Origin of the sequence: Gordonia sp. NPDC057258 (assembly GCF_042668985.1) — a bacterium.
Lineage (GTDB): Bacteria > Actinomycetota > Actinomycetes > Mycobacteriales > Mycobacteriaceae > Gordonia > Gordonia hongkongensis.
On sequence record NZ_JBHUXZ010000019.1, the window covers coordinates 1 to 20,318 of the forward strand.

General features: G+C 67.7%; 17 protein-coding genes. 8 read left to right on the plus strand and 9 right to left on the minus strand.

Annotated features, from left to right (window positions below; translation table 11 throughout):
- Window positions 1-248 precede the first annotated feature (248 nt).
- Window positions 249-509, minus strand: a complete 261-nt coding sequence (rpsT, locus tag ACFUEJ_RS14540) for a 30S ribosomal protein S20 (RefSeq protein WP_004023072.1) — start codon at window positions 507-509, stop codon at window positions 249-251.
- Between the two features lie 239 nt (window positions 510-748).
- On the opposite strand from rpsT, the gene ACFUEJ_RS14545 reads away from it, so the two are divergent.
- The 4 genes from ACFUEJ_RS14545 (at window position 749) to ACFUEJ_RS14560 (ending at window position 5,716) form a co-directional block, all read left to right on the plus strand.
- Window positions 749-1,921 (plus strand): hypothetical protein, encoded by a 1,173-nt coding sequence (locus tag ACFUEJ_RS14545; RefSeq protein ID WP_058252098.1) that lies wholly within the window; start codon window positions 749-751, stop codon window positions 1,919-1,921.
- 92 nt (window positions 1,922-2,013) lie between these two features.
- Window positions 2,014-3,897 carry a circularly permuted type 2 ATP-grasp protein gene (locus ACFUEJ_RS14550; protein ID WP_058252097.1) on the plus strand — a complete coding sequence of 628 codons (1,884 nt, stop codon included), beginning with the start codon at window positions 2,014-2,016 and terminating at the stop codon, window positions 3,895-3,897.
- Window positions 3,894-4,871 carry an alpha-E domain-containing protein gene (locus tag ACFUEJ_RS14555; protein WP_058252096.1) on the plus strand — a complete coding sequence of 326 codons (978 nt, stop codon included), beginning with the start codon at window positions 3,894-3,896 and terminating at the stop codon, window positions 4,869-4,871. Before ACFUEJ_RS14550 ends, ACFUEJ_RS14555 begins: the two co-directional genes overlap by 4 nt.
- Window positions 4,868-5,716, plus strand: coding sequence for a transglutaminase family protein (locus ACFUEJ_RS14560; RefSeq protein WP_058252095.1), 849 nt, complete (start codon window positions 4,868-4,870; stop codon window positions 5,714-5,716). The genes ACFUEJ_RS14555 and ACFUEJ_RS14560 overlap by 4 nt, the downstream gene beginning before the upstream one ends.
- A 16-nt stretch (window positions 5,717-5,732) precedes the next feature.
- Here the strand turns inward: ACFUEJ_RS14560 and ACFUEJ_RS14565 are convergent, their stop codons facing one another.
- On the minus strand, window positions 5,733-6,158 hold the full coding sequence (locus ACFUEJ_RS14565) for a type II toxin-antitoxin system PemK/MazF family toxin (RefSeq protein ID WP_058252094.1): 426 nt from the start codon (window positions 6,156-6,158) through the stop codon (window positions 5,733-5,735).
- A gap of 2 nt (window positions 6,159-6,160) precedes the next feature.
- On the minus strand, window positions 6,161-6,841 hold the full coding sequence (locus tag ACFUEJ_RS14570) for an alpha/beta fold hydrolase (protein ID WP_058252093.1): 681 nt from the start codon (window positions 6,839-6,841) through the stop codon (window positions 6,161-6,163).
- Between the two features lie 225 nt (window positions 6,842-7,066).
- On the opposite strand from ACFUEJ_RS14570, the gene lepA reads away from it, so the two are divergent.
- Genes lepA through ACFUEJ_RS14585 form a run of 3 tightly spaced genes read left to right on the plus strand, consistent with a single transcriptional unit; the run spans window position 7,067 to window position 11,929 of the window.
- Window positions 7,067-8,923, plus strand: coding sequence for a translation elongation factor 4 (gene lepA / locus ACFUEJ_RS14575; RefSeq protein ID WP_078112904.1), 1,857 nt, complete (start codon window positions 7,067-7,069; stop codon window positions 8,921-8,923).
- A gap of 32 nt (window positions 8,924-8,955) precedes the next feature.
- Window positions 8,956-11,004, plus strand: a complete 2,049-nt coding sequence (locus ACFUEJ_RS14580; protein WP_058252187.1) for a M3 family metallopeptidase — start codon at window positions 8,956-8,958, stop codon at window positions 11,002-11,004.
- Between the two features lie 13 nt (window positions 11,005-11,017).
- Window positions 11,018-11,929 carry a cation diffusion facilitator family transporter gene (locus ACFUEJ_RS14585; protein ID WP_388030155.1) on the plus strand — a complete coding sequence of 304 codons (912 nt, stop codon included), beginning with the start codon at window positions 11,018-11,020 and terminating at the stop codon, window positions 11,927-11,929.
- 21 nt (window positions 11,930-11,950) lie between these two features.
- Here the strand turns inward: ACFUEJ_RS14585 and ACFUEJ_RS14590 are convergent, their stop codons facing one another.
- Window positions 11,951-13,957, minus strand: a complete 2,007-nt coding sequence (locus ACFUEJ_RS14590; protein WP_388030158.1) for a glycoside hydrolase family 15 protein — start codon at window positions 13,955-13,957, stop codon at window positions 11,951-11,953.
- A 151-nt stretch (window positions 13,958-14,108) separates the two neighbouring features.
- Here ACFUEJ_RS14590 and ACFUEJ_RS14595 point away from each other — a divergent pair, with 151 nt between their 5' ends.
- The gene (locus tag ACFUEJ_RS14595; RefSeq protein WP_211540185.1) at window positions 14,109-14,309 is read left to right on the plus strand and encodes a hypothetical protein; all 201 of its coding nucleotides are present in this window, start codon (window positions 14,109-14,111) and stop codon (window positions 14,307-14,309) included.
- Between the two features lie 225 nt (window positions 14,310-14,534).
- Here the strand turns inward: ACFUEJ_RS14595 and ACFUEJ_RS14600 are convergent, their stop codons facing one another.
- The 5 genes from ACFUEJ_RS14600 to ACFUEJ_RS14620 are packed head-to-tail and all read right to left on the minus strand — an operon-like array spanning window position 14,535 to window position 20,098.
- Window positions 14,535-15,272 (minus strand): sirohydrochlorin chelatase, encoded by a 738-nt coding sequence (locus ACFUEJ_RS14600; protein ID WP_388030161.1) that lies wholly within the window; start codon window positions 15,270-15,272, stop codon window positions 14,535-14,537.
- The gene (locus ACFUEJ_RS14605) at window positions 15,269-16,564 is read right to left on the minus strand and encodes a sulfate adenylyltransferase subunit 1 (protein WP_078112901.1); all 1,296 of its coding nucleotides are present in this window, start codon (window positions 16,562-16,564) and stop codon (window positions 15,269-15,271) included. The genes ACFUEJ_RS14600 and ACFUEJ_RS14605 overlap by 4 nt, the downstream gene beginning before the upstream one ends.
- Window positions 16,564-17,577, minus strand: coding sequence for a sulfate adenylyltransferase subunit CysD (gene cysD / locus ACFUEJ_RS14610; RefSeq protein ID WP_211540191.1), 1,014 nt, complete (start codon window positions 17,575-17,577; stop codon window positions 16,564-16,566). The genes ACFUEJ_RS14605 and cysD overlap by 1 nt, the downstream gene beginning before the upstream one ends.
- Window positions 17,559-18,338, minus strand: a complete 780-nt coding sequence (locus ACFUEJ_RS14615) for a phosphoadenylyl-sulfate reductase (protein WP_055475483.1) — start codon at window positions 18,336-18,338, stop codon at window positions 17,559-17,561. The genes cysD and ACFUEJ_RS14615 overlap by 19 nt, the downstream gene beginning before the upstream one ends.
- The gene (locus ACFUEJ_RS14620; protein ID WP_211540193.1) at window positions 18,335-20,098 is read right to left on the minus strand and encodes a nitrite/sulfite reductase; all 1,764 of its coding nucleotides are present in this window, start codon (window positions 20,096-20,098) and stop codon (window positions 18,335-18,337) included. The genes ACFUEJ_RS14615 and ACFUEJ_RS14620 overlap by 4 nt, the downstream gene beginning before the upstream one ends.
- Window positions 20,099-20,318: the final 220 nt, after the last annotated feature.

Consider the following 20,318-nt stretch of genomic DNA (forward strand, 5'->3'; position numbering starts at 1 on the left):
GGGGCGGTAACCAGCGGTAGAGCCAGATGCCTGATGGTCAGAACCCAACCACCACCGAAGTGGCTAGACAACCCTGACACTGAAACCAGCGGTGGGGGCGGCTCCGCTCGGGGCCGGCTCAACCAGCGGTAGGGCGCCAGACAGAAACGACAATCACCCCGGCAACCGCGTGGATGCTGCCGGGGTGATCGAGGTATGGAGAGGTGGCGACGGATCAACCGTCGGACCGACCCGGGGTCGGCGTCAGATCAGAGCTTGTTGACCGCGAGGGCGATGGCCGACTTCTTGTTGGCGGCCTGGTTGGCGTGGATGACGCCCTTGCTGGCAGCCTTGTCGAGCTTGCGGCTGGCGGTCTGGCCGAGCTCGGCGGCCTTCGCCTTGTCGCCGGACTCGACAGCCTCACGGAAGCTGCGGATCGCGGTACGAAGGGCCGACTTCACCGACTGGTTGCGCTGGCGGTTCGCTTCGTTGGTGCGATTGCGCTTGATCTGAGACTTGATGTTTGCCACGCGTGTTACCTCTGTCGTTGCTGGTGGATATGTCTGTCTGTTCGGGTCGGGCGGTCGGCCCTGGGGGCTGAACTCGCACCGGGCGGTGTCGGCACGTGAAGCATCTCCACGGCGTCACCGCAACAGCGCACAACATTACCAGCCGGGGTCAGCCCGCCAAAATCCGTGCGTCGCGAACGACGGGCCGCCGCGTCGGCCAATAAGAATCATCGTGAACTTATGTCTACGGTGGACCCATCATGTCCGTCGTTTACGTACACATCGGCCTTCCCAAGACCGGGACCACACACCTTCAGGATCGCCTCTGGCGAAACCGCGACCTGGCGTTGCAGTCCTCCGGGCTGCTGTACCCGGGCAACGTGATCTCCGATCACTTCCATGCCGCGGTGCATCTGCAGCCGGAGCGATACCTCGACTGGGTCGATCCCGCCTTCGCCGGCACCTGGCCGACGCTCCTCGGTCAGATCCGGGCCTGGCCGCAGATCTCGTTGCTGTCGCACGAGCTGTACAGCACCGCGACCGTCGACCAGATCGAGCGGCTGATGGCCGACCTGTCCTTCGCCGACGAGGTGCACGTGATCGCGACCGTCCGCGACCTCGGCCGCCAGCTCCCGTCCGTGTGGCAGGAGAACGTGAAGAACCAGCGCCGGGCGTCGTTCGACGAGTTCGTGGATTCGGTGGCCTTCGCTTCCGAGGGGCGCCGGACCGGCGGTCCCGTCGTCGTCAGCACCCCCGCTGACGATGCCCCGGCCGACGAGGTCGACGAGGAGCCGTTCTGGGAGTTCCAGGACTACGTCGGCATCCTGGAACGCTGGTCGCGTGTCGTCGGACCCGAGCGTGTCCACATCGTCACGGTGCCGCCCCGCGGGGCGGCGTCGGGCGACACGCTCTGGGATCGGTTCCTGCGCGTGATGAACATCGATCCGGTCCCGCTGCGGATCCCGGTCCCCAGCCTGAACAGTTCGCTGTCCGCGCCGCAGGCCGAGTTCCTGCGCGGCCTCAACCGCCGCCTGCAGCCGGACGTCATCGAGTGGCGCCGATACGAGCGGATCATCAAGGGGCAGGTGATCGGGGAGATCCTGTTCGAGGCACCGTCCGGCCCACCGCAGGGACTCTCGGACAAGAGCCGGGAGTGGGCGGCGGGGGAGTCCCGGCGGATGGTCGCGGCGGTCCGCGACGCCGGCTACGACGTCGTCGGTGACCTCGACGATCTGGTGGTGTCGCCCGAACACGACGCCGGCGACGTACCGCCGCCGTCGGACGGCGAGGTGCTCGACGTCGCGCTCGACACGATCGCGGCGATGGTGCTCGCGGCGCCCTTGCCCAAGGTCGGGCCCCGTGCGCGGACGCGGGCGGCGAATGTGGTGCGCCGGGTCAAGCGGCGGGTGATCGCCGCGCGCCGATCATCCTGATCGGCGGCCCCGGAACGGCGGTGCGGCTTCGTCGATGACACGGCCGGTCGACGTCCTGCCGATTTCGGCATTCTGTAGCACCATGGCAGTTTATGACCCCCGCATCGACAAGTGCGCCAGCCAAGAAGGCGGCGCGTAAGTCCGCAGCCGCGAAAGCGGCGTCGTCCACCTCGTCGGGACGGACGGCCTCCGCCAAGTCCGGTTCGACCAAGGGTTCCGGTTCCGGCAGCCGGTCGGCGAAGGGCGCGGGCGACGCAACCACCGGGGAGAACTTCACCGGCAACTTCGGCGGGTACGCAAAAGGCCCGTACGGCAAGGCATATGACGAGATGTTCGATGCCGTCGGCGAGGTGCGGACACCGTATCGCGGTATCTACAAGGCCATGGCCGACGAGGATCAGTCCGACCTCGTGGAGGCCCGTGTGGAGGCCCTCGGGCGTGCCTATCTCGACCAGGGTGTGACGTTCTCGCTGTCCGGCAAGGAACGCCCCTTCCCGTTGGATGTTGTGCCACGGGTGATCTCGGCCGCGGAGTGGAACAAGCTCGAGGCGGGTATCACCCAGCGCGTACAGGCGCTGGAACTCTTCCTCGACGACATCTACGGCGAGCAGGAGATCCTGCGCGACGGGGTGTTGCCCAAGCGACTCGTCCACTCCTGTGAGCACTTTCATCGACAGGCGGCAAACATTCGGCCGCCCAACGGTGTTCGCATCCACGTCGCGGGTATCGACCTGATCCGCGACGAGAACGGCGACTTCCGGGTCCTCGAGGACAATCTGCGGTCGCCGTCGGGCGTCTCCTATGTGCTCGAAAACCGGCGCGCGATGGCCCGCGTCTTCCCGGATCTCTTCTCCAAACACAAGGTGCGTGCGGTCGCCGACTATCCGAGCCACCTCCTGCGTGCGCTGCGCGCGTCGGCGGCGTTCAACGAGGCCGACCCCAACATCGTCGTGCTCACCCCGGGCGTGGCCAACTCGGCCTACTTCGAGCACTCGCTCCTCGCGCGCCTGATGGGCGTCGAGCTGGTCGAGGGCCGTGACCTGTTCTGCCGCGACAACGTCGTGTACATGCGCACGACCGAGGGGGAGCAGCGGGTCGACGTCATCTACCGCCGCATCGACGACGACTTCCTGGATCCCATGCAGTTCCGGCCGGATTCGATGCTCGGCGTGGCGGGGCTGCTGAACGCCGCACGCGCGGGCAACGTGGTGATCTCCAGTGCGGTCGGCAACGGCGTCGGCGACGACAAGCTGATCTACACCTACGTGCCGGAGATCATCCAGTACTACCTCGGCGAGAAGCCGAGTCTCCAGAACGTCGACACCCTGCGCTGCTGGCTGCCCGACGAGTGCGAGGAGGTGCTCGACCGCATCGACGAACTCGTCGTGAAACCCGTTGAGGGATCGGGCGGTTACGGCATCGTCTTCGGCCCCGACGCGACCGGCGCCGAATTGGACGCACTGGCACGCAAGGTCCGCAACGATCCGCGCGGGTGGATCGCGCAACCGGTCGTGCAGCTGTCGACGGTACCGACGAAGATCGGTGACGCCATCCGACCACGCCACGTCGACCTGCGTCCGTTCGCGGTCAACGACGGTGAATCCGTGTGGGTCCTGCCCGGTGGCCTGACGCGGGTGGCGCTGCCGGAGGGATCGCTCGTCGTCAACTCGAGCCAGGGCGGCGGTTCCAAGGACACCTGGGTGCTGGCCTCGCGCACCTCCGAGGGGGACCGGGAGTTGTCGGGCGCGAAGGTCGTGACGACGAGCGGTGTCGCCGCCGCCCGGCCGGCGGAGAGCGCCCCCGACCCGGTGCACACGCAGACTCAACAGCAACAGCAGGGTTCGATGATGCAGCAGATGGGCTCCATGATGCAGCAGTTGGGTGGGACGCAGCAGATGGGTGGCATGACGCCGCAACCGAATCCGACGGCCACGTCCGGCGACATGACACAGCAGCAGGGCGGTGACGTCCGATGATGCTGGCGCGGAACGCCGAATCGCTCTACTGGATCGGCAGATACGTCGAGCGCGCCGACGACATGGCGCGCATCCTCGATGTCGCGATCCACCAGATCCTCGAGGACACCACGGTCGACGTCGACCGGCAGGCACGCCTGATCATCCAGGTGCTCGGGCTCACCGCGCCGGAGGACGACGACGAGCTCGACGTCTGGTCGTTGACCGAACGCGTCGCCTACGACGCCGACGCGGTGGGGTCGATCGTCGACCTGATCCGGGCGGCGCGGGAAAACGCACGTGGCGCACGCGAAGTCACGTCCAGCGAGTTGTGGGAATGTCTCAACACCACCTACAACGGACTCGACGGCGCCGAACGGCGCTCGCGTCGCCTCGGTCCCCACGAGTTCCTGTCGTACGTGAAGAACCGGGCGGCGATGTTCGCTGGCCTCGCCGACGCCACCCTCAGCCACGACGACGGCTACCGGTATCTGCTGCTGGGTCGGTCGGTGGAGCGGGTCGACATGACCATCCGGATGTTGCTGTCCCGCGCCGGAGATCGGACGACGTCGCCGGCCTGGGTGAACGTCCTCGTGTCCGCCGGCGGGCACGACACCTTCCTGCGGACCTACCGCGGTGTGTTGGACGCGGAGAACATCGTCGAGTTCATGCTTCTCGACCGGCTGTTCCCACGGTCCATCTTCCACGCCCTCAGCGTCGCCGAGCGCAATCTGGGCCAGCTCGAGAGTGGGCCGAGCCGGGTCGGGGCCCAGGCCGAGGCGCAGTTGCTGCTGGGCCGCGCGCGCAGTTCGCTCGAGTTCCTCGAGCCCGGGAAGTTGCTCGACGATCTGCAGGACCGGCTCGTCGACCTGCAGGACACCTGCCGCGCGGTCAACGAGGCGGTCACGAAGCAGTATTTCCATGTGTCGCCCTATGTCTCGTGGGCCGACGCCCGCGTCAGCGACGGGCATGTCATCGAGGAGAGTGAGCTGTGAGCTGGCGTCTGCGTGTTGTCCATTCCACGGGCTTCGCCTACCACAGTCCGGTCACCTCGTCGTACAACGAGGCCCGGCTCACCCCGCGCAGCGACGCCCGCCAGAACGTGATCGTCAACCGGGTCGAGACGGTCCCGGCGACGAGGTCCTACCGGTACACCGACTACTGGGGTACCGCGGTCACCGCCTTCGATCTGCACGCGCCGCACAACGAACTCGAGGTCTCGGGGCTGTCGGTCGTCGAAACCGAGGCCGGACAACGCCCCGACGAGGAGGATCAGGTCTCGTGGGACGACGTGAACAGCGATCACGTCATCGACCGGTATGACGAGATGCTGTCTTACACACCGTATGTCGCCCGCAACCGGTCACTGCTGTCGACCGCGAAGAAGGTGACCAAGGGGCTCACCCCCGAGGAGGCGGTCGAGGCGGTGTGTCGCTTCATCCACACCGAGATGGAGTACGTCCCCGGCACGACGGGCGTGCACACCACCGCGGTCGACGCGTGGACCGACCGCAAGGGCGTGTGTCAGGACTACGCGCACCTCACCCTGCTGATGCTCCGCGGGCTGGGCATTCCCGCCCGGTACGTGTCGGGGTATCTCCATCCCGAACCCGACGCCGAGATCGACAAGACGGTGCAGGGTCAGAGTCACGCCTGGATCGAGGCGTGGACGGGCGGCTGGTGGGGCTACGACCCGACCAACGACACCCCGATCACCGAGCAGCATGTGTCGGTGGGCGTGGGTCGTGACTACGCCGATGTGTCGCCGCTGAAGGGTATCTACACCGGCGGCGGCGCGACCGACCTCGACGTCATCGTCGAGATCACCCGGCTCGCCTAGGGTTTCGTCCTTCGGGTCACCGCCAGCCGTAGTGCCCGCGGAGTTCCTGGGCGACGGCGTCGAACGTCGTGCGGTCGAGGATCGCGCCTTCCCGGCGGATGCCGTCGTCGTCGACGACGAGTACACGGTCGAGGCGCACGAAGCTCGGCCGGCCCTGGGAATCCCACTCGCCCGACCCGACGGGAAGCCAGTTGCCGTCGTCCCGGTGGTCCTTGCTCGACAGCATGAGCCCGAGCACGGTGTCGGACCGGTCGGCCCGGGCGTCCCGGCCGACGACCAGGACCGGCCGGTCCTTTCCCTGGCTCGGGTCGTCCTCGTAGGCGACCCAGGTCCACACGATCTCGCCGGGGTCGGCGTCGCCGTCGAGGTCGGGGGAATAGCTGATGGTGCGGGCGAGATCGGTTGTCGGCCGAAGTGCGGGCCGGGCGTCGCGACTGGTCATCGTCAGGAGTCCTCTCCGGAGATGTGGGGTAGCAGGCAGTCCTCGATCGCGTCCGCGGTGAGGGCTGCGGTGGGTTTCCTCTTCGGGTTGAGGTCGTGTCCGACCTTCTCGAGTTCGACGATGTGTGTCGGCGCATCGATGAGGCCGATCGCGCGGGTCATCTCGTCGGTGGTGCCGAACGGGTCGGTGCTCCCGTGGACCACGAGGGTCGGGACGGTGATCGACGGCAGGTGTTCGGTGCGCAGCCGGTCGGGCTTGCCCGGCGGATGCAGCGGATACGACGTCAGCAGCAGGCCGTCGGCCAGAGTTGTTCCGTCCTCGGCGACGGCCGTCGAGGACTGTCGCCCGCCATAGGAGTGGCCACCGACGATCAACGGCCCGTCGGACTCGGCGCGCAGCGTTGCGCACGCGGCACGGATGCCGTCCCGGTCGGCGGCGGCGGTGGACGGGCTGGGCGGGCCCTTGGGCCGGCGCCGTCGATACGGCAGGTCGATCCGGGCGACGACGAACCCGCGGTCGCACAGTTCCTCGGCCAGGGCACGCAGGATCACGGCGTCGCGGTTGCCGCCTGCGCCGTGGGCGAGGACGAGCGTGGCACGTGCCGGGATCCCCGGGCGGTGTACCTCGGCGGCGACGTCGTCGGACTCGATGGTGGTGACGGTGGACGCGGACACGGCTGCCACCGTAGCGCCTTCGGAGGTGCTCGCGGACTTCTCCGATCCCTGAGGAGGCCCGGAGCCTGCGGAGGGCCGTCTCCCCGATCCCTGAGGAGGCCCGGAGCCTGCGGAGGGCCGTCTCGAAGGGTGCGACGTGGCCGGACGCGCCACGCGGGGTGCTCATGAGAAACTGGAGGACAACCCGTATCCGTACCCGTTCTCTACCGAAGTTCTCGTTCGAGGAGTAGTTCCATTCCCACCTTCGCCGACACCACCTTCACCGATCCGGCACGTATCCGGAACTTCTGCATCATCGCCCACATCGACCACGGCAAGTCGACGCTGGCAGACCGGATGCTGCAGCTCACCGGCGTCGTCGAAGAGCGGCAGATGCGGGCGCAGTACCTCGATCGAATGGACATCGAGCGCGAGCGCGGCATCACCATCAAGGCGCAGAACGTCCGTCTGCCCTGGACGGTGAAGTCGGCGGAGGGCGACGAGGACTACGTCCTGCACCTCATCGACACCCCCGGGCACGTCGACTTCACCTACGAGGTGTCCCGCGCTCTGGAAGCGTGCGAGGGAGCTGTCCTGCTCGTCGACGCCGCGCAGGGCATCGAGGCCCAGACCCTCGCCAACCTGTATCTGGCGATGGAGAACGACCTCACCATCATCCCGGTGCTCAACAAGATCGACTTGCCCGCGGCCGACCCCGAGCGCTACGCTGCCGAACTCGCGCACATCGTGGGTTGCGAGCCGGAAGACGTGCTGCGTGTGTCGGGCAAGACCGGCGTCGGGGTCACCGAGCTGCTCGACGAGGTCATCCGGAAGGTGCCGGCCCCGGTGGGCGACTCCGACGCCCCGGCGCGCGCGATGATCTTCGACTCGGTGTACGACACCTACCGCGGCGTGGTCACCTACGTCCGGGTCGTCGACGGCAAGATCGTGCCCCGGGAGAAGATCCTGATGATGTCGACCGGCACGACGCACGAGCTGCTCGAGGTGGGCATCGTGTCCCCGGAACCGAAGCCGACCACGGGGCTGGGTGTCGGCGAGGTCGGCTACCTCATCACCGGCGTGAAAGACGTCCGCCAGTCGAAGGTCGGCGACACCGTCACCACCGCCCGCCGGGGTGCCGAGCAGGCGCTGACGGGGTACCGCGAGCCGCGCCCGATGGTCTACTCGGGGCTGTACCCGCTCGACGGCTCCGACTACCCGGTCCTGCGTGAGGCGCTCGAAAAGCTGCAACTCAACGACGCCGCCCTGACCTTCGAGCCGGAGACCTCGGTCGCGCTCGGCTTCGGGTTCCGCTGCGGCTTCCTCGGCCTGCTGCACATGGAGATCACCCGCGAGCGTCTCGAGCGCGAATTCAACCTCGATCTGATCTCGACCGCCCCCAACGTCGTGTACCGGGTGGTGATGGAAGACGGTTCGGAACATGTGGTGACCAACCCGTCGGACTGGCCGGAAGGCAAGACCCGGCACATCTACGAACCCATCGTCAAGACCACGGTCATCGCGCCGAGCGAGTTCATCGGCGCCATCATGGAGCTGTGCCAGTCGCGTCGAGGCGAGCTCGGCGGGATGGACTACCTGTCGGAGACGCGCGTGGAACTGCGGTACACGCTGCCCATGGCCGAGATCATCTTCGACTTCTTCGACGCCTTGAAGTCGCGGACGCGCGGCTACGCCAGCCTCGACTACGAGGAGGCGGGCGAGCAGGAAGCCGACCTGGTAAAGGTCGACATCCTGCTCCAGGGCGAGGCCGTCGACGCGTTCAGTGCAATCGTCCACAAGGACGCCGCGTATGCCTACGGCAACCGGATGGCGATCAAGCTCAAGGAGCTCATCCCGCGTCAGCAGTTCGAGGTCCCAGTGCAGGCCGCCGTCGGCTCGAAGATCATTGCGCGCGAGAACATCCGAGCCATCCGCAAAGACGTGCTGGCAAAGTGCTACGGCGGCGACATCAGCCGTAAGCGCAAACTGCTCGAGAAGCAGAAGGAGGGCAAGAAGCGGATGAAGACCATCGGTCGCGTCGAGGTCCCGCAGGAGGCCTTCGTGGCCGCGCTCTCCACCGACGCGGTGGGTGACAAGCCGAAGGGGAAGTGATGGGCGACGGGCAGACCGGGAGCGGGGAGACGATGACCGCAGCACAGGGCACCAATCCGGTACTGGCGCAAAGCGGCCTGCCCTACGATCTCCCCGACTTCGCATCGATCTCCGACGATGACTTCCTGCCGGCGTTCACCGAGGCCATGGCGTCGCATGTGGCCGAGGTGGAGGCGATTGCGGCCGATCCCGCGGCACCGACCTTCGCCAACACGATCGAAGCCCTGGAGCTGTCGGGGCGCGACCTGGCCCGGGCGTCGGGGATCTTCTTCAACCTCGTCGGGCCCGACACGAACCCCAGACGCAACGAGATCTCCCAGGAGCTGTCGACGCTCCTGACCGATCATGCGAACACGATCGCGATGAATCCGGTTCTCTTCGAACGGATCTCCGACCTCCATTCGCGCGCCGACGAACTCCATCTCACCGAAGCCCAGCGCCGGTTGCTCGACAAGCGGTACCGGGAATCGGTCCGCGCCGGAGCCGGACTCGACCCCGACGCACAGGGTGAGATGCGGGAGATCGCTTCTCGCCTGGCCTATCTCACGACGACGTTCTCCCAGAAGATCCTCGACGACACCAACGACTCGGCGGTGCTCGTCGACGATGCCGCCGAACTCGACGGTCTGTCGGCCGGACAGATCGCCGCCGCCCGCCGCGCCGCCGCCGAGGCCGGGCACGACAGCGGATACCTCCTCACGCTCGAACTCCCGACGAGCCAGTCGGTGCTCACCGAAGTGACGAATGCCGATGTGCGCCGGCGGGTGTTCGACGCTTCGGTGGGGCGGTGCGCCCGAGGCAACGAACACGACACCCGGGAACTGGTCCTCGAGATCGTCCGCCTGCGGGCACGCCGAGCAGAGATGCTCGGCTACCGGGACCACGCCGAGTACGTGATCGCCGAGCAGACGGCGCCGGACCCGGGTGCCGTCGACGACATGCTGCGCGAGCTCAACTCCTCGGCCATGCGTGCCGGTGGCCGCGAACTCACCCGGCTCACCGAGTTCGCGGGTGACGCGACGATCGGCCCCGCCGATCTCACCTTCTGGCTCGATCGGGAGAAGCGGTCGCACTCGGCGGTGCCGCTCGACGACTTCGCGAACTATTGCGAACTGGACGCGGTGCTGACCCGGGGCGTCTTCTTCGCCGCGAACAAGCTGTACGGCCTCAGCTTTCGGGAGATCACCGATCTCCCGCTGTACCACCCGGATGTGCGCGCCTGGGAGGTACGCGACGACGCGGGCGTCGGTATCGGGCTCTTCCTCGGCGACTTCTTCGCCCGGCCGTCGAAACGCGGCGGGGCGTGGATGAACAACATCGTCGACCAGTCGTCGGTCCTGCACACCCAGCCGATCATCGTGAACGTGTTGAACCTGACCAAACCCGATGCCGGACAACCGTGCCTGCTCACGATGGATCAGCTCACCACGCTCTTCCACGAGTTCGGGCACGCCCTGCACGGGTTGCTGTCGTCGGTCGACTACCCGTCGCAATCCGGGACATCGGTACCGCGGGACTTCGTCGAGTTCCCGTCGCAGGTGAACGAGATGTGGGCGCTGCACCCGGAAGTGCTGGCGAACTACGCCCGGCATCACGAGACCGGAGAGCCGATCCCGGCCGAGCTCGCCCATGCGGCGCGGGAGTCGGCGGGAGCCGAGTCCGCGCACGGCACCATCGAATACCTCGCCGCATCCTCGCTGGACCTGGCCTGGCACCGGTTGTCGGTGGCGGAGGCCGAGGCGGTGGCCGACGTCGAGGCCTTCGAGGCGCAGGCGCTCACCGACGCGGGCCTGCACACCGAGCTGATCCCGCCGCGCTACCGGAGCTCGTACTTCAACCACATCTTCGGTGGCGGCTACTCCGCCGGCTACTACAGCTACATCTGGTCGGAGGTGCTCGACGCGGAGACCGAGCAATGGTTCCTTGCCGAGGGCGGGTTGCGTCGCGAGAACGGCCGCCGGTTCGCCGACGCCACACTCTCCCGCGGCGACAGCGTGGATCCGCTTGTCGCACATGAGGGCCTGATCGGTCGCCGGCCGCGCATCGAACCGCTGCTGCGGCGCCGGGGGCTCGCGGCCTGATCGGGTTCCGGTCATGACGACGACGCGCACCCCGCGCCGGGACCTCTCGGCGTTCGCGGTGCTGAGCATCGTGACCGCGATCGTCGTGATCGGGCTCAAACTGATCGCGTGGCGGATCACCGGCTCGGTCGGTCTGCTCTCCGACGCGCTGGAGTCCACCGTCAACCTCGTTGCTGCGATCGGAGCGTTCGTCGCGCTGCGGGTGGCGGCGAAGCCGCCGGACCGGAGCCACAACTTCGGGCACACCAAGGCGGAGTACCTCTCGGCGGTGTTCGAGGGGGTGATGATCGTCGTCGCGGCGGTCGTCATCGTCGCGACGGCCGTCGACCGCCTGCTCCACCCGGAGGAACTGGACGAAGTCGGCATGGGACTGGCGATCTCGGTGGGCGCGACGGTGGTCAACGCGGTCGTCGGCTGGGTGCTCATCCGCGCCGGTCGACGTCATCGGTCGCTGACCCTCGAAGCCGACGGCAAACATCTCATGACCGACGTGTGGACGACGGCCGGCGTCGTGGTCGGTGTGTTCCTGGTCGCCGCGACCGGCTGGCTGCCGCTCGACCCGCTGATCGCCATCGCGGTGGCTGCCAACATCCTCGTCGTGGGCGGACGGCTGGTCTGGCGATCCGGTGCGGGACTGATGGACTCGGCGCTGCCCGACGACCTGCGCGCCGCGATCGACGCCGTCCTCGCGCGTCACCGCGCCGACCGGATCGACTTCCACGACGTCCGCACGCGGGAGGCCGGCCATGAACGGTTCGTCCAGTTGCACGTGCTCGTCCCCGGTGACTGGTCGGTGCAGCGCGCGCACGACCTGGCCGAGACGATCGAGGACGAACTCCGCGCCACGGTCGACGATCTCACCGTGACCCTGCATGTCGAACCGATCAACGACCCACGCGCCTACGAGGACTGGCGGCTGGACTGAGCGCGTTTCGGCTCGTCGCGCTCAGTGATTCGCGGGCTGGAACGTGGCCTGATGGGCCGCCTCCTCGGCCCGGATCACGTGCATCACCGCGTTGATGAGGGCGAGGTGGGTGAACGCCTGCGGGAAGTTGCCGAGGTGCTGTCCGGTCTTGGCGTCGATCTCCTCGGCGTACAGCTTGAGCGGGCTCGAGTAGGACAGCAGTCGTTCACACAGCGTCTTCGCCCGTGGCAGTTCGCCGATCTCGACGAGGGCCGACACCAGCCAGAACGAGCAGATGGTGAACGTACCCTCCTCGCCGCTGAGGCCGTCGTCGGTCTCCTCGACCCGGTAGCGGAGCACCAGTTCGTTCTCGGTGAGTTCGTCGGCGATCGCGAGAACCGTTGCGCGCACCCGGGGGTCGTCCGGCGGCAGGAATCGCAGCAGCGGGACGAGTAGTAACGAGGCATCGAGCGCGTCGTCGCCGTAACGCTGGGTGAACACCCCGCGCTCGTTGACCCCGTGCGCCAGGACGTCGGCCCTGATCTCCTCCGCGATCGCCGCCCATTCGCGCGCGTGCGCCTGCTCGCCGTGCATCGTCGCGAGGCGTGACCCGCGGTCGAGCGCAACCCAGCACATCACCTTCGACGACGTGAAATGCTGCGGCTCCCCACGCACCTCCCAGATGCCGCGGTCGGGGTCCTTCCAGTGCTTGATCGCTTCTTCGACCTGGGCCTTCAACACGGGCCACAGCGTCTCCGGCACCGCTTCGTGCGATTTGATGTTGAGGTACACCGAGTCGAGCATCGTGCCCCAGATGTCGTGCTGTGCCTGGTTGTACGCGCCGTTGCCGATACGGACCGGCCGGGCGCCGTCGTAGCCCGAGAGATGGGTCAGCTCTTCCTCTTCCAGGGTGCGTTCGCCGCCGACGCCGTACATCACCTGCAGCGGATGACGTTCACCGTTGGTGATGCCCGAGACATCGGCGATGAAGGAGAAGAAGTCGTCGGCCTCGCGGTCGAGACCGAGCGTGTAGAGACCCCACAGGGCGAAGGTCGAGTCACGCACCCACGCATAGCGGTAGTCCCAGTTGCGTTCGCCCTGAGGTGTTTCCGGCAGCGACGTGGTCGCGGCGGCGAGCAGCGCACCGGTCGGGGAGTAGGTGAGTCCCTTCAGCGTGAGGGCCGAACGCTGCAGATGTGAGCGCCACGGATGATCGGGGAAGCTGCCGATGTTGATCCATTGCCGCCACGACTCGCTTGTCGCCCACATCTTCTGGGCGGCTTCCTCGAAGTTCTGCGGCGCCGGCTGCCGGGACCAGCTGAGTGCGACGAAGCGGTTGTCGCCTTCGACGAGCCGGGTACGCGCCCGCGCTTCGCGACCCTCCAGACCCAGCCGGAGGTCCGTGGTGAGTTTCAGGGTGGGCGTGTCGGCATCGGTGTCCCTGGCGGTCGCGATCGCCTCGCCGTAGGCCGGGCCCGAGTACTCCCACTTCGTCGTCCCGCGGTGGTAGTCGAAGGCGGGTTCGCAACTCATGTGCAGTTCGACGGTGCCGGACACGCAGCGCACGGTGCGCAGCAGGATGTGTTCGGCGTCCCAGTCGGTGGGCGTCCGGCGGTGCGTCTTCGAACGACGTTCGTTGTCGTGCCACGGACCCATGACCAGTGCGTCACGGACGATGATCCAACCGGTGTCGGTCTGCCAGGTGGTCTCGACCATCAGGCTGCCGGGCAGGTAGCGCCGATCCACCGGGACGTTCACGCCGTAGGGCGCCAGTCGGAAGTGGCCGGCACTACGGTCGAGGATGGCGCCGAAGACGCTCGGGGAGTCGGGCCGGGGGATGCACATCCACTCGACGGAGCCGTTGCGCGCGATGAGACAGTTGGTCTCGGTGTCGGATAGGAACGCGTAGTCGCCGATCGGCGGGAAGGCGCTCGTGTGCGACGGTGCCGGGGGAGCCGCCGGGGAGACGTCGGCGTCGGCCGCGGTCCCGGATGCCCGCGGCGGCACGGTCGGCAGGGACGTTACGGTGGAGTCATCTGCGACAGACATGAGTTCCATCATTGCGACGGGTTCTCGCCGACGCCACTCGGCTCCCGTGACCGAGACAGTGGCGGTGATCACGGACTCGGAGCGACGCAGATGCCGCGGACGGGTATACGGCTCCCCGCGGGAACGGATGCACGGATGACGGGGTGATGAGGTGTCGGCGTTCTTCGACTGGTGGGACAGCGTGGAGGAGTGGCTCACGGGCCTGTCCTTCGTGCCCCAGTTGCTGGTGACCGTCGCCGTCGTGATCCCGGTGGCGATCCTCATCGCCTACGCGCTCAGTCTGCTGGTCGACGCCGCCGCCACGCTGGTCGACCGACGCCGCTTCGCCGACGACGACGGGACCGGATTGTGAAGAAGATACTGCGTTCGCCGGTCACCTTCGCGCTGCTCGCGCTGCTGGTCCTGGTCATCATCGCCTGGCTTGTCACGGGCTGAGCGTCATCCGCTTCGCGGCTTGTTTCTCATGCTCCCTGAGGTGCGAGCGAAGCGAGCCACGAAGAGCATGGTGACGTGCCTCGCCCGCCCTTCGTGGCTCGTCGCTAACGCTCCTCGCACCTCAGGGAGCAGAGGTTCGAGGTCAGCGGACCGCGGGGACAGCTCGTTGATCCGCCGCCGTGCGGTAGAGCGACCCGATCGCCTCGATGACGTCCGGATGGGTGCCGAGGGGACCGGCGACGAGGGTGTCGTCGACCAGGGCGTCGAGCGCCGACTCGACTCGCTCGGTGAGCAGTCCGGCCGACAGGAAGTACGGACTCACCGCGATACGTCGGGCACCGCCGGCGCGGAGTCGGCGCACCGCCGAGACGACGGCGCGGTTGTGCGGCCCCAGCTTGGTCGCGAAGACCACCTCGACCGGACGGTGGAGCCGTGTCGAGAGTTCGATCGCCCGTAGGCGCACCGAACGATCGGCAGCCGGGTCGGAGGAACCGACCGCGGACAGGATCACACCGTCGTGGGGGCCGAGGCCGGCCTCGATCAGACGGTCCGCCAGTGCCCCGGCCAACGACCGGGTCCCCATGACGTCGGTCTGCCGGGCGGTCGGACGTCGCGACGCGATGATCGACGGTAGGTCGATCTTGTGGTGGTACCCCGCCGACAGCAGCATCGGTACGACGACGGGACCGTGGTGCGGCGAATCCGACCCGCCCAGCTGTCCGAGGACGTCGCCCACGAGTGGCTCGTCGAGGTCGAGATAGGAAAGCACCACCTCGACACCGGGCAGGCTCGACGCGACGGCGTTCCGCACACGGCGCGCGGTCGCGCCGAAGCGCGGATCGCGACTGCCGTGTGCGGCGAGGACGAGAGTCGGTGTCACACCAACTCTTTGAGATGGAGCGGCGCCAAAGCGTCGCCCACGAGGCCCGCGGCCAGCGTGTTCCCGCCCTGCGGGTCGATGACCAGGAAGCTGCCCGACTCCCGGTTGACCTGGTAGTCGTCGGCCGGGATCGGCTCGGCGGTCTGCACCGAGATCCGCACGATCTGGTTGAGCTCCACCGATTCCGGAGCCTCCACCAGGGCGAGGTTCTGCTCGTCGAACAGCGCGTCGAGCGCACCGACGATCGCCTGGGTGGTCTTGGTGCCGTGCTTGAGGAGCAGGCGAGCGCCCGGGCGCAGCGGTTTCTCGGCGAGCCAGCAGACCGTTGCGCTGAACTGCTGCAACGGTTCCGGGGCGTCAGCGGCGGCGGCGATGAGATCACCGCGCGAGATGTCGACGTCGTCTGCCAGCAGGATCGTGACACTGCGTCCGGTGTGCGCGGTGGGCAATTCGCCGTCGGCGGTGTCGATCTGGCTGACGGTGGTCCGCTGCCCCGACGGCAGGACGACCACCTCGTCGCCGACGGAGACCCGGCCGGCGGCGATCTGACCCGCGTAACCACGGTAGTCGGGGTGTTCCGGCGTGCGGGGACGGATGACGTACTGGACCGGGAACCGCAGGCCGACGTCGTTGCGCTCCACCAGATTGGGCACGGTCTCGAGATGCTCGATGAGTGTCGGCCCGTCGTAGAAGGCGGTGGTCTCCGAGCGGTGGGCCACGTTGTCGCCGTGCAGCGCCGACACCGGGATCGCGGTGACCTGCTCGTCGGACCAGCCCAGCGACCGGGTGAGTTCGGCGAATTCAGCGGAGATCTCGGCGAACACCGACGCCTGATCGGTGACGAGGTCGATCTTGTTGACCGCGAGCACCAGCTGGGGCACGCCGAGGAGGGCCATCACCGCGGCGTGGCGGCGGGTCTGGGCGACGACGCCGGTGCGGGCGTCGACGAGCAGGATCACCAGCTGCGCAGTCGACGCACCCGACACCGTGTTGCGGGTGTACTGGACGTGCCCGGGGGTGTCGGCGAGCACGAACGAGCGCGCGGGAGTGGCGAAGTAGCGGTAGGCGACATCGATGGTGATGCCCTGTTCGCGCTCGGCCCGCAGCCCGTCGACGAGCAGCGACAGGTCCGGGGTGTCGAGACCGCGGTCCACCGACGCCTTCGTGACCGCGTCGATCTGGTCGGCCAGAACGGATTTCGTGTCGTACAGCAGGCGGCCCACCAGCGTGGACTTACCGTCGTCGACGCTGCCCGCGGTCGCGATGCGGAGGAGATCAGGAGCGTGCTTCATCAGAAATATCCTTCGCGCTTACGGTCTTCCATGGCGGCCTCGGAGACCCGGTCGTCGCCACGGGTGGCGCCACGCTCGGTCAGCCGCGACGCGGCGACCTCGGCGAGCACGGCCTCGTTGTCCGTGGCGTCGGACAGGACCGCGCCGGTCGAGGAGCCGTCGCCGACGGTGCGGTAGCGCACCGAGAGTCGCTGCACCTCTTCGCCTTCGCGGGGACCGCCCCAGACTCCCGAGGTCATCCACATGCCGTCGCGCTGGTAGACCTCGCGCTCGTGGGCGTAGTAGATCGACGGGAGAAGCACCTGTTCGCGAGCGATGTAGCGCCAGATGTCGAGCTCGGTCCAGTTCGACAGCGGGAACACCCGCACGTGCTCGCCCGGGGCGTGGCGGCCGTTGTAGAGGTTCCACAGCTCGGGGCGCTGTCGCTTCGGGTCCCACTGGCCGAAGGCGTTGCGCAGCGAGAAGATCCGCTCCTTGGCGCGCGACCGCTCCTCGTCGCGGCGACCGCCGCCGAACACCGCGTCGAAACGGTTCTCGGTGATCGCGTCGAGCAGGGGGATGGTCTGCAGCGGGTTGCGGACCCCGTCGGGGCGCTCGGTGAGCCGACCGTCGGCGAGGTAGTCCTCCACCTTGGCCACATGCAGGCGCAGGTTGTGCCGTTCCACGACCTGGTCACGGAACTCGAGGACCTCGGGCAGGTTGTGCCCGGTGTCGACGTGCAGCAGCGAGAAGGGCAGGGGCGCAGGCCAGAACGCCTTGAGCGCGACGTGCAGGAGCACGGTGGAGTCCTTGCCGCCGGAGAACAGGATCACCGGCCGCTCGAACTCTCCCGCGACCTCGCGGAAGATGTGGATCGCCTCGGACTCCAGGGCGTCGAGTGTGGTGAACTCGTCGGCCTCCGCGGCGGCGCCGCTCGTCTGGGCAGCGGCGGCGCCGCTCGTCTGGGCAGCGGCCACGCCGGGCGTCGCCGGAACGGACGGTGTTTCGGTCACGGTCATGCGTGCAGCCCACATTCTGTCTTGGCGCGACCGGCCCAGCGGCCGCTGCGCGGATCGGATCCGGGTTCGGGTTTGGCGGTGCACGGTGCGCACCCGATCGAGGGGTATCCCTCGTCGACGAGCGGATTCACCAGCACGCCGTTGGTGTCGATGTAGTCCTGCATCGTCTCGTCGGACCAGGCCGCGATCGGATTGATCTTGACCAGTCCGAAGCCCTCGTCGAAGGAGATGAGCGGGGCGTTGGCCCGAGTCGGTGCCTCCACACGACGGATGCCTGTGATCCACGCGTCGTACCCGGCGAGCCCGGCCTTGAGCGGCACGACTTTCCGCAGTCGGCAGCATTCGCCCGGGTCGCGGGCGAAGAGGTTGCGGCCCAACAGTTCGTCCTGCTCGGCGACGCTGTGCTCGGGGGTCAGGTTCACCATCTCCACGCCCGGTCGAGCGAAGCGAGGGGCAGAATGGTTATAGACCTGCTCGACGGCGTCGCGGGTGCCGATGGTCTCGGCGAAGTGGTATCCGGTGTCGAGGAAGAGCACCTTGACCGGGTCGCCGTCGAGCAACTCACGGTCGATGTTCTTCACGGCGAGGTCGACCAGGGCCGCGTCCTGCATGTTCGACGCGACGACGAAGTTGGTGCCGAAGGTCTGCGCGGTCCAGCGGATCAATTCCTCCGGGGTGGCGTCGGAACCGAGGTCCGCAGCACCCTTCTCGGCGATGTCCCGCAGCTGGTCCTCGCTGAAGCGCCGGCCCGTACGGGTGGTGGTCTCGATGGTCATCGCAGCGCCTCCTCATCGGCACGAACGGCCCACTGCGCGAACCGTTCACCCTCTTCGCGTTGGTCGACGAAGTTGCGGACCACGCGCTCGATGTAGTCGCCCAGTTCGGTACCCAGCACCTTGTGCTGGCGCAACTTGCGACCGAAACCCGAGTCCAGGCCCAGGCTGCCGCCGAGGTGGACCTGGAAGCCGTCGGTCTGGTTGCCGTCGGCGTCCTCGACGAGCTGTCCCTTGAAGCCGATGTCGGCGATCTGCGACCGTCCGCAGGAGTTGGGGCAGCCGTTGATGTTCACCGTGATCGGCACGTCGAGCTTCGCGTTGATGTCGGACAGCCGCTCGTCCAGTTCCGGGGCGAGGACCTGCGAGCGCTTGCGGGTCTCGGTGAACGACAGCTTGCAGAACTCGATGCCGCTGCACGCCAGCAGGTTCCGGCGCCACCGCGTGGGCCGGCCGTGCAGGCCGAGCGGCTTGAGCTCGTCGATCAGCCACTCGACCTTGTCGTCGGGGACGTCGAGGACGATCAGCTTCTGGTACGGGGTGAAGCGCACACGGTCGGAACCGGCCGCGGCGACCGCGTCGGCGGTCTTGGTCAGGATCGTGCCCGAGACGCGACCGGCGATGGGGGAGAAGCCGATCGCGTTGAGTCCGTTGCTCAGCTTCTGCACACCGATGTGGTCGATCGGACGCTCCGGCTTTTCCGGCGCCGGGCCGTCGATCAGCTTGCGCCCCAGGTATTCGTCCTCGAGCACCTGGCGGAACTTCTCGATGCCCCAGTCCTTGATGAGGAACTTCAGCCGCGCCTTGGCGCGCAGACGTCGGTACCCGTAGTCGCGGAAGATCGAGACCACGGCCTCCCAGACGTCGGGCACCTCGTCGAGCGGCACCCAGGCGCCGACGCGCTGGGCGAGCATCGGGTTGGTGGACAATCCGCCGCCGACCCAGAGGTCCAGTCCGGGGCCGTGCTCGGGATGCACGACGCCGACGAACGCGACGTCGTTGATCTCGTGGACCACGTCCTGCTGGCCCGAGATCGCGGTCTTGAACTTGCGCGGCAGGTTCGAGTACTTCGGGTCGCCGATGTAGCGGCGGACGATTTCGTCGATGGCCGGGGTGGGGTCGAGGACCTCGTCGAGGGACTCGCCGGCGAGCGGCGAACCCAGCACGACGCGGGGGCAGTCGCCGCAGGCCTCGGTGGTCTGCAGCCCCACGCCCTCGAGGCGCTCCCAGATGGTCGGGACGTCCTCGATGCGGATCCAGTGGTACTGGACGTTCTCCCGGTCGGAGAGGTCGGCGGTGTCGCGGGCGAACTCGGTGGAGATCTCACCGAGGGTGCGCAGCTGTTCGACGTTGAGCGCACCGCCGTCGCAGCGCACCCGCATCATGAAGTGGCTGTCCTCGAGGATGTCGATGTTCTCGTCGCCGGTCCAGGTGCCGTCGTAACCCTCGGCGCGCTGGGTGTAGAGACCCCACCAGCGCATCCGGCCGCGCAGGTCCTGTTTGTCGATCGAGTCGAAACCCTGCTTGGAATAGATGTTCTCGATGCGCGCACGCACGTTGAGCGGGTTGTCGTCCTTCTTGACCTGCTCGTTGGGGTTCAGCGGCTCGCGATAACCGAGCTTCCACTGACCCTCGGCGCGGCGCTTGGTCGGACGGGCCTTGCGGGCCGGGCGCGCGGGCTTCGGGGCGACCGGCTCTGCAGCGGCAGCGTCGTTCGGTGCACCCGGACCGGAAGCGGCGGGGGCGTCGGTGGTGGACGTCATGAACTCTCCTGTGCCGGCGCACAGGGCCGGCGTTCGTTGCACGAGTTACGGGCTGAAACGTGCCGGCATCCCCAGGGAATCGGGGACAAATCGGGGCCGAGACGTCGCTAGATGCGACAGAAAGCGCTGTTGACGCGCTTGAGATCAATGTGGCGGCGAGCTGCGAGCCACACCCCGGGGAAAATCACGCGGTCCATAGTGCCACGCTCCCTATCGGCTC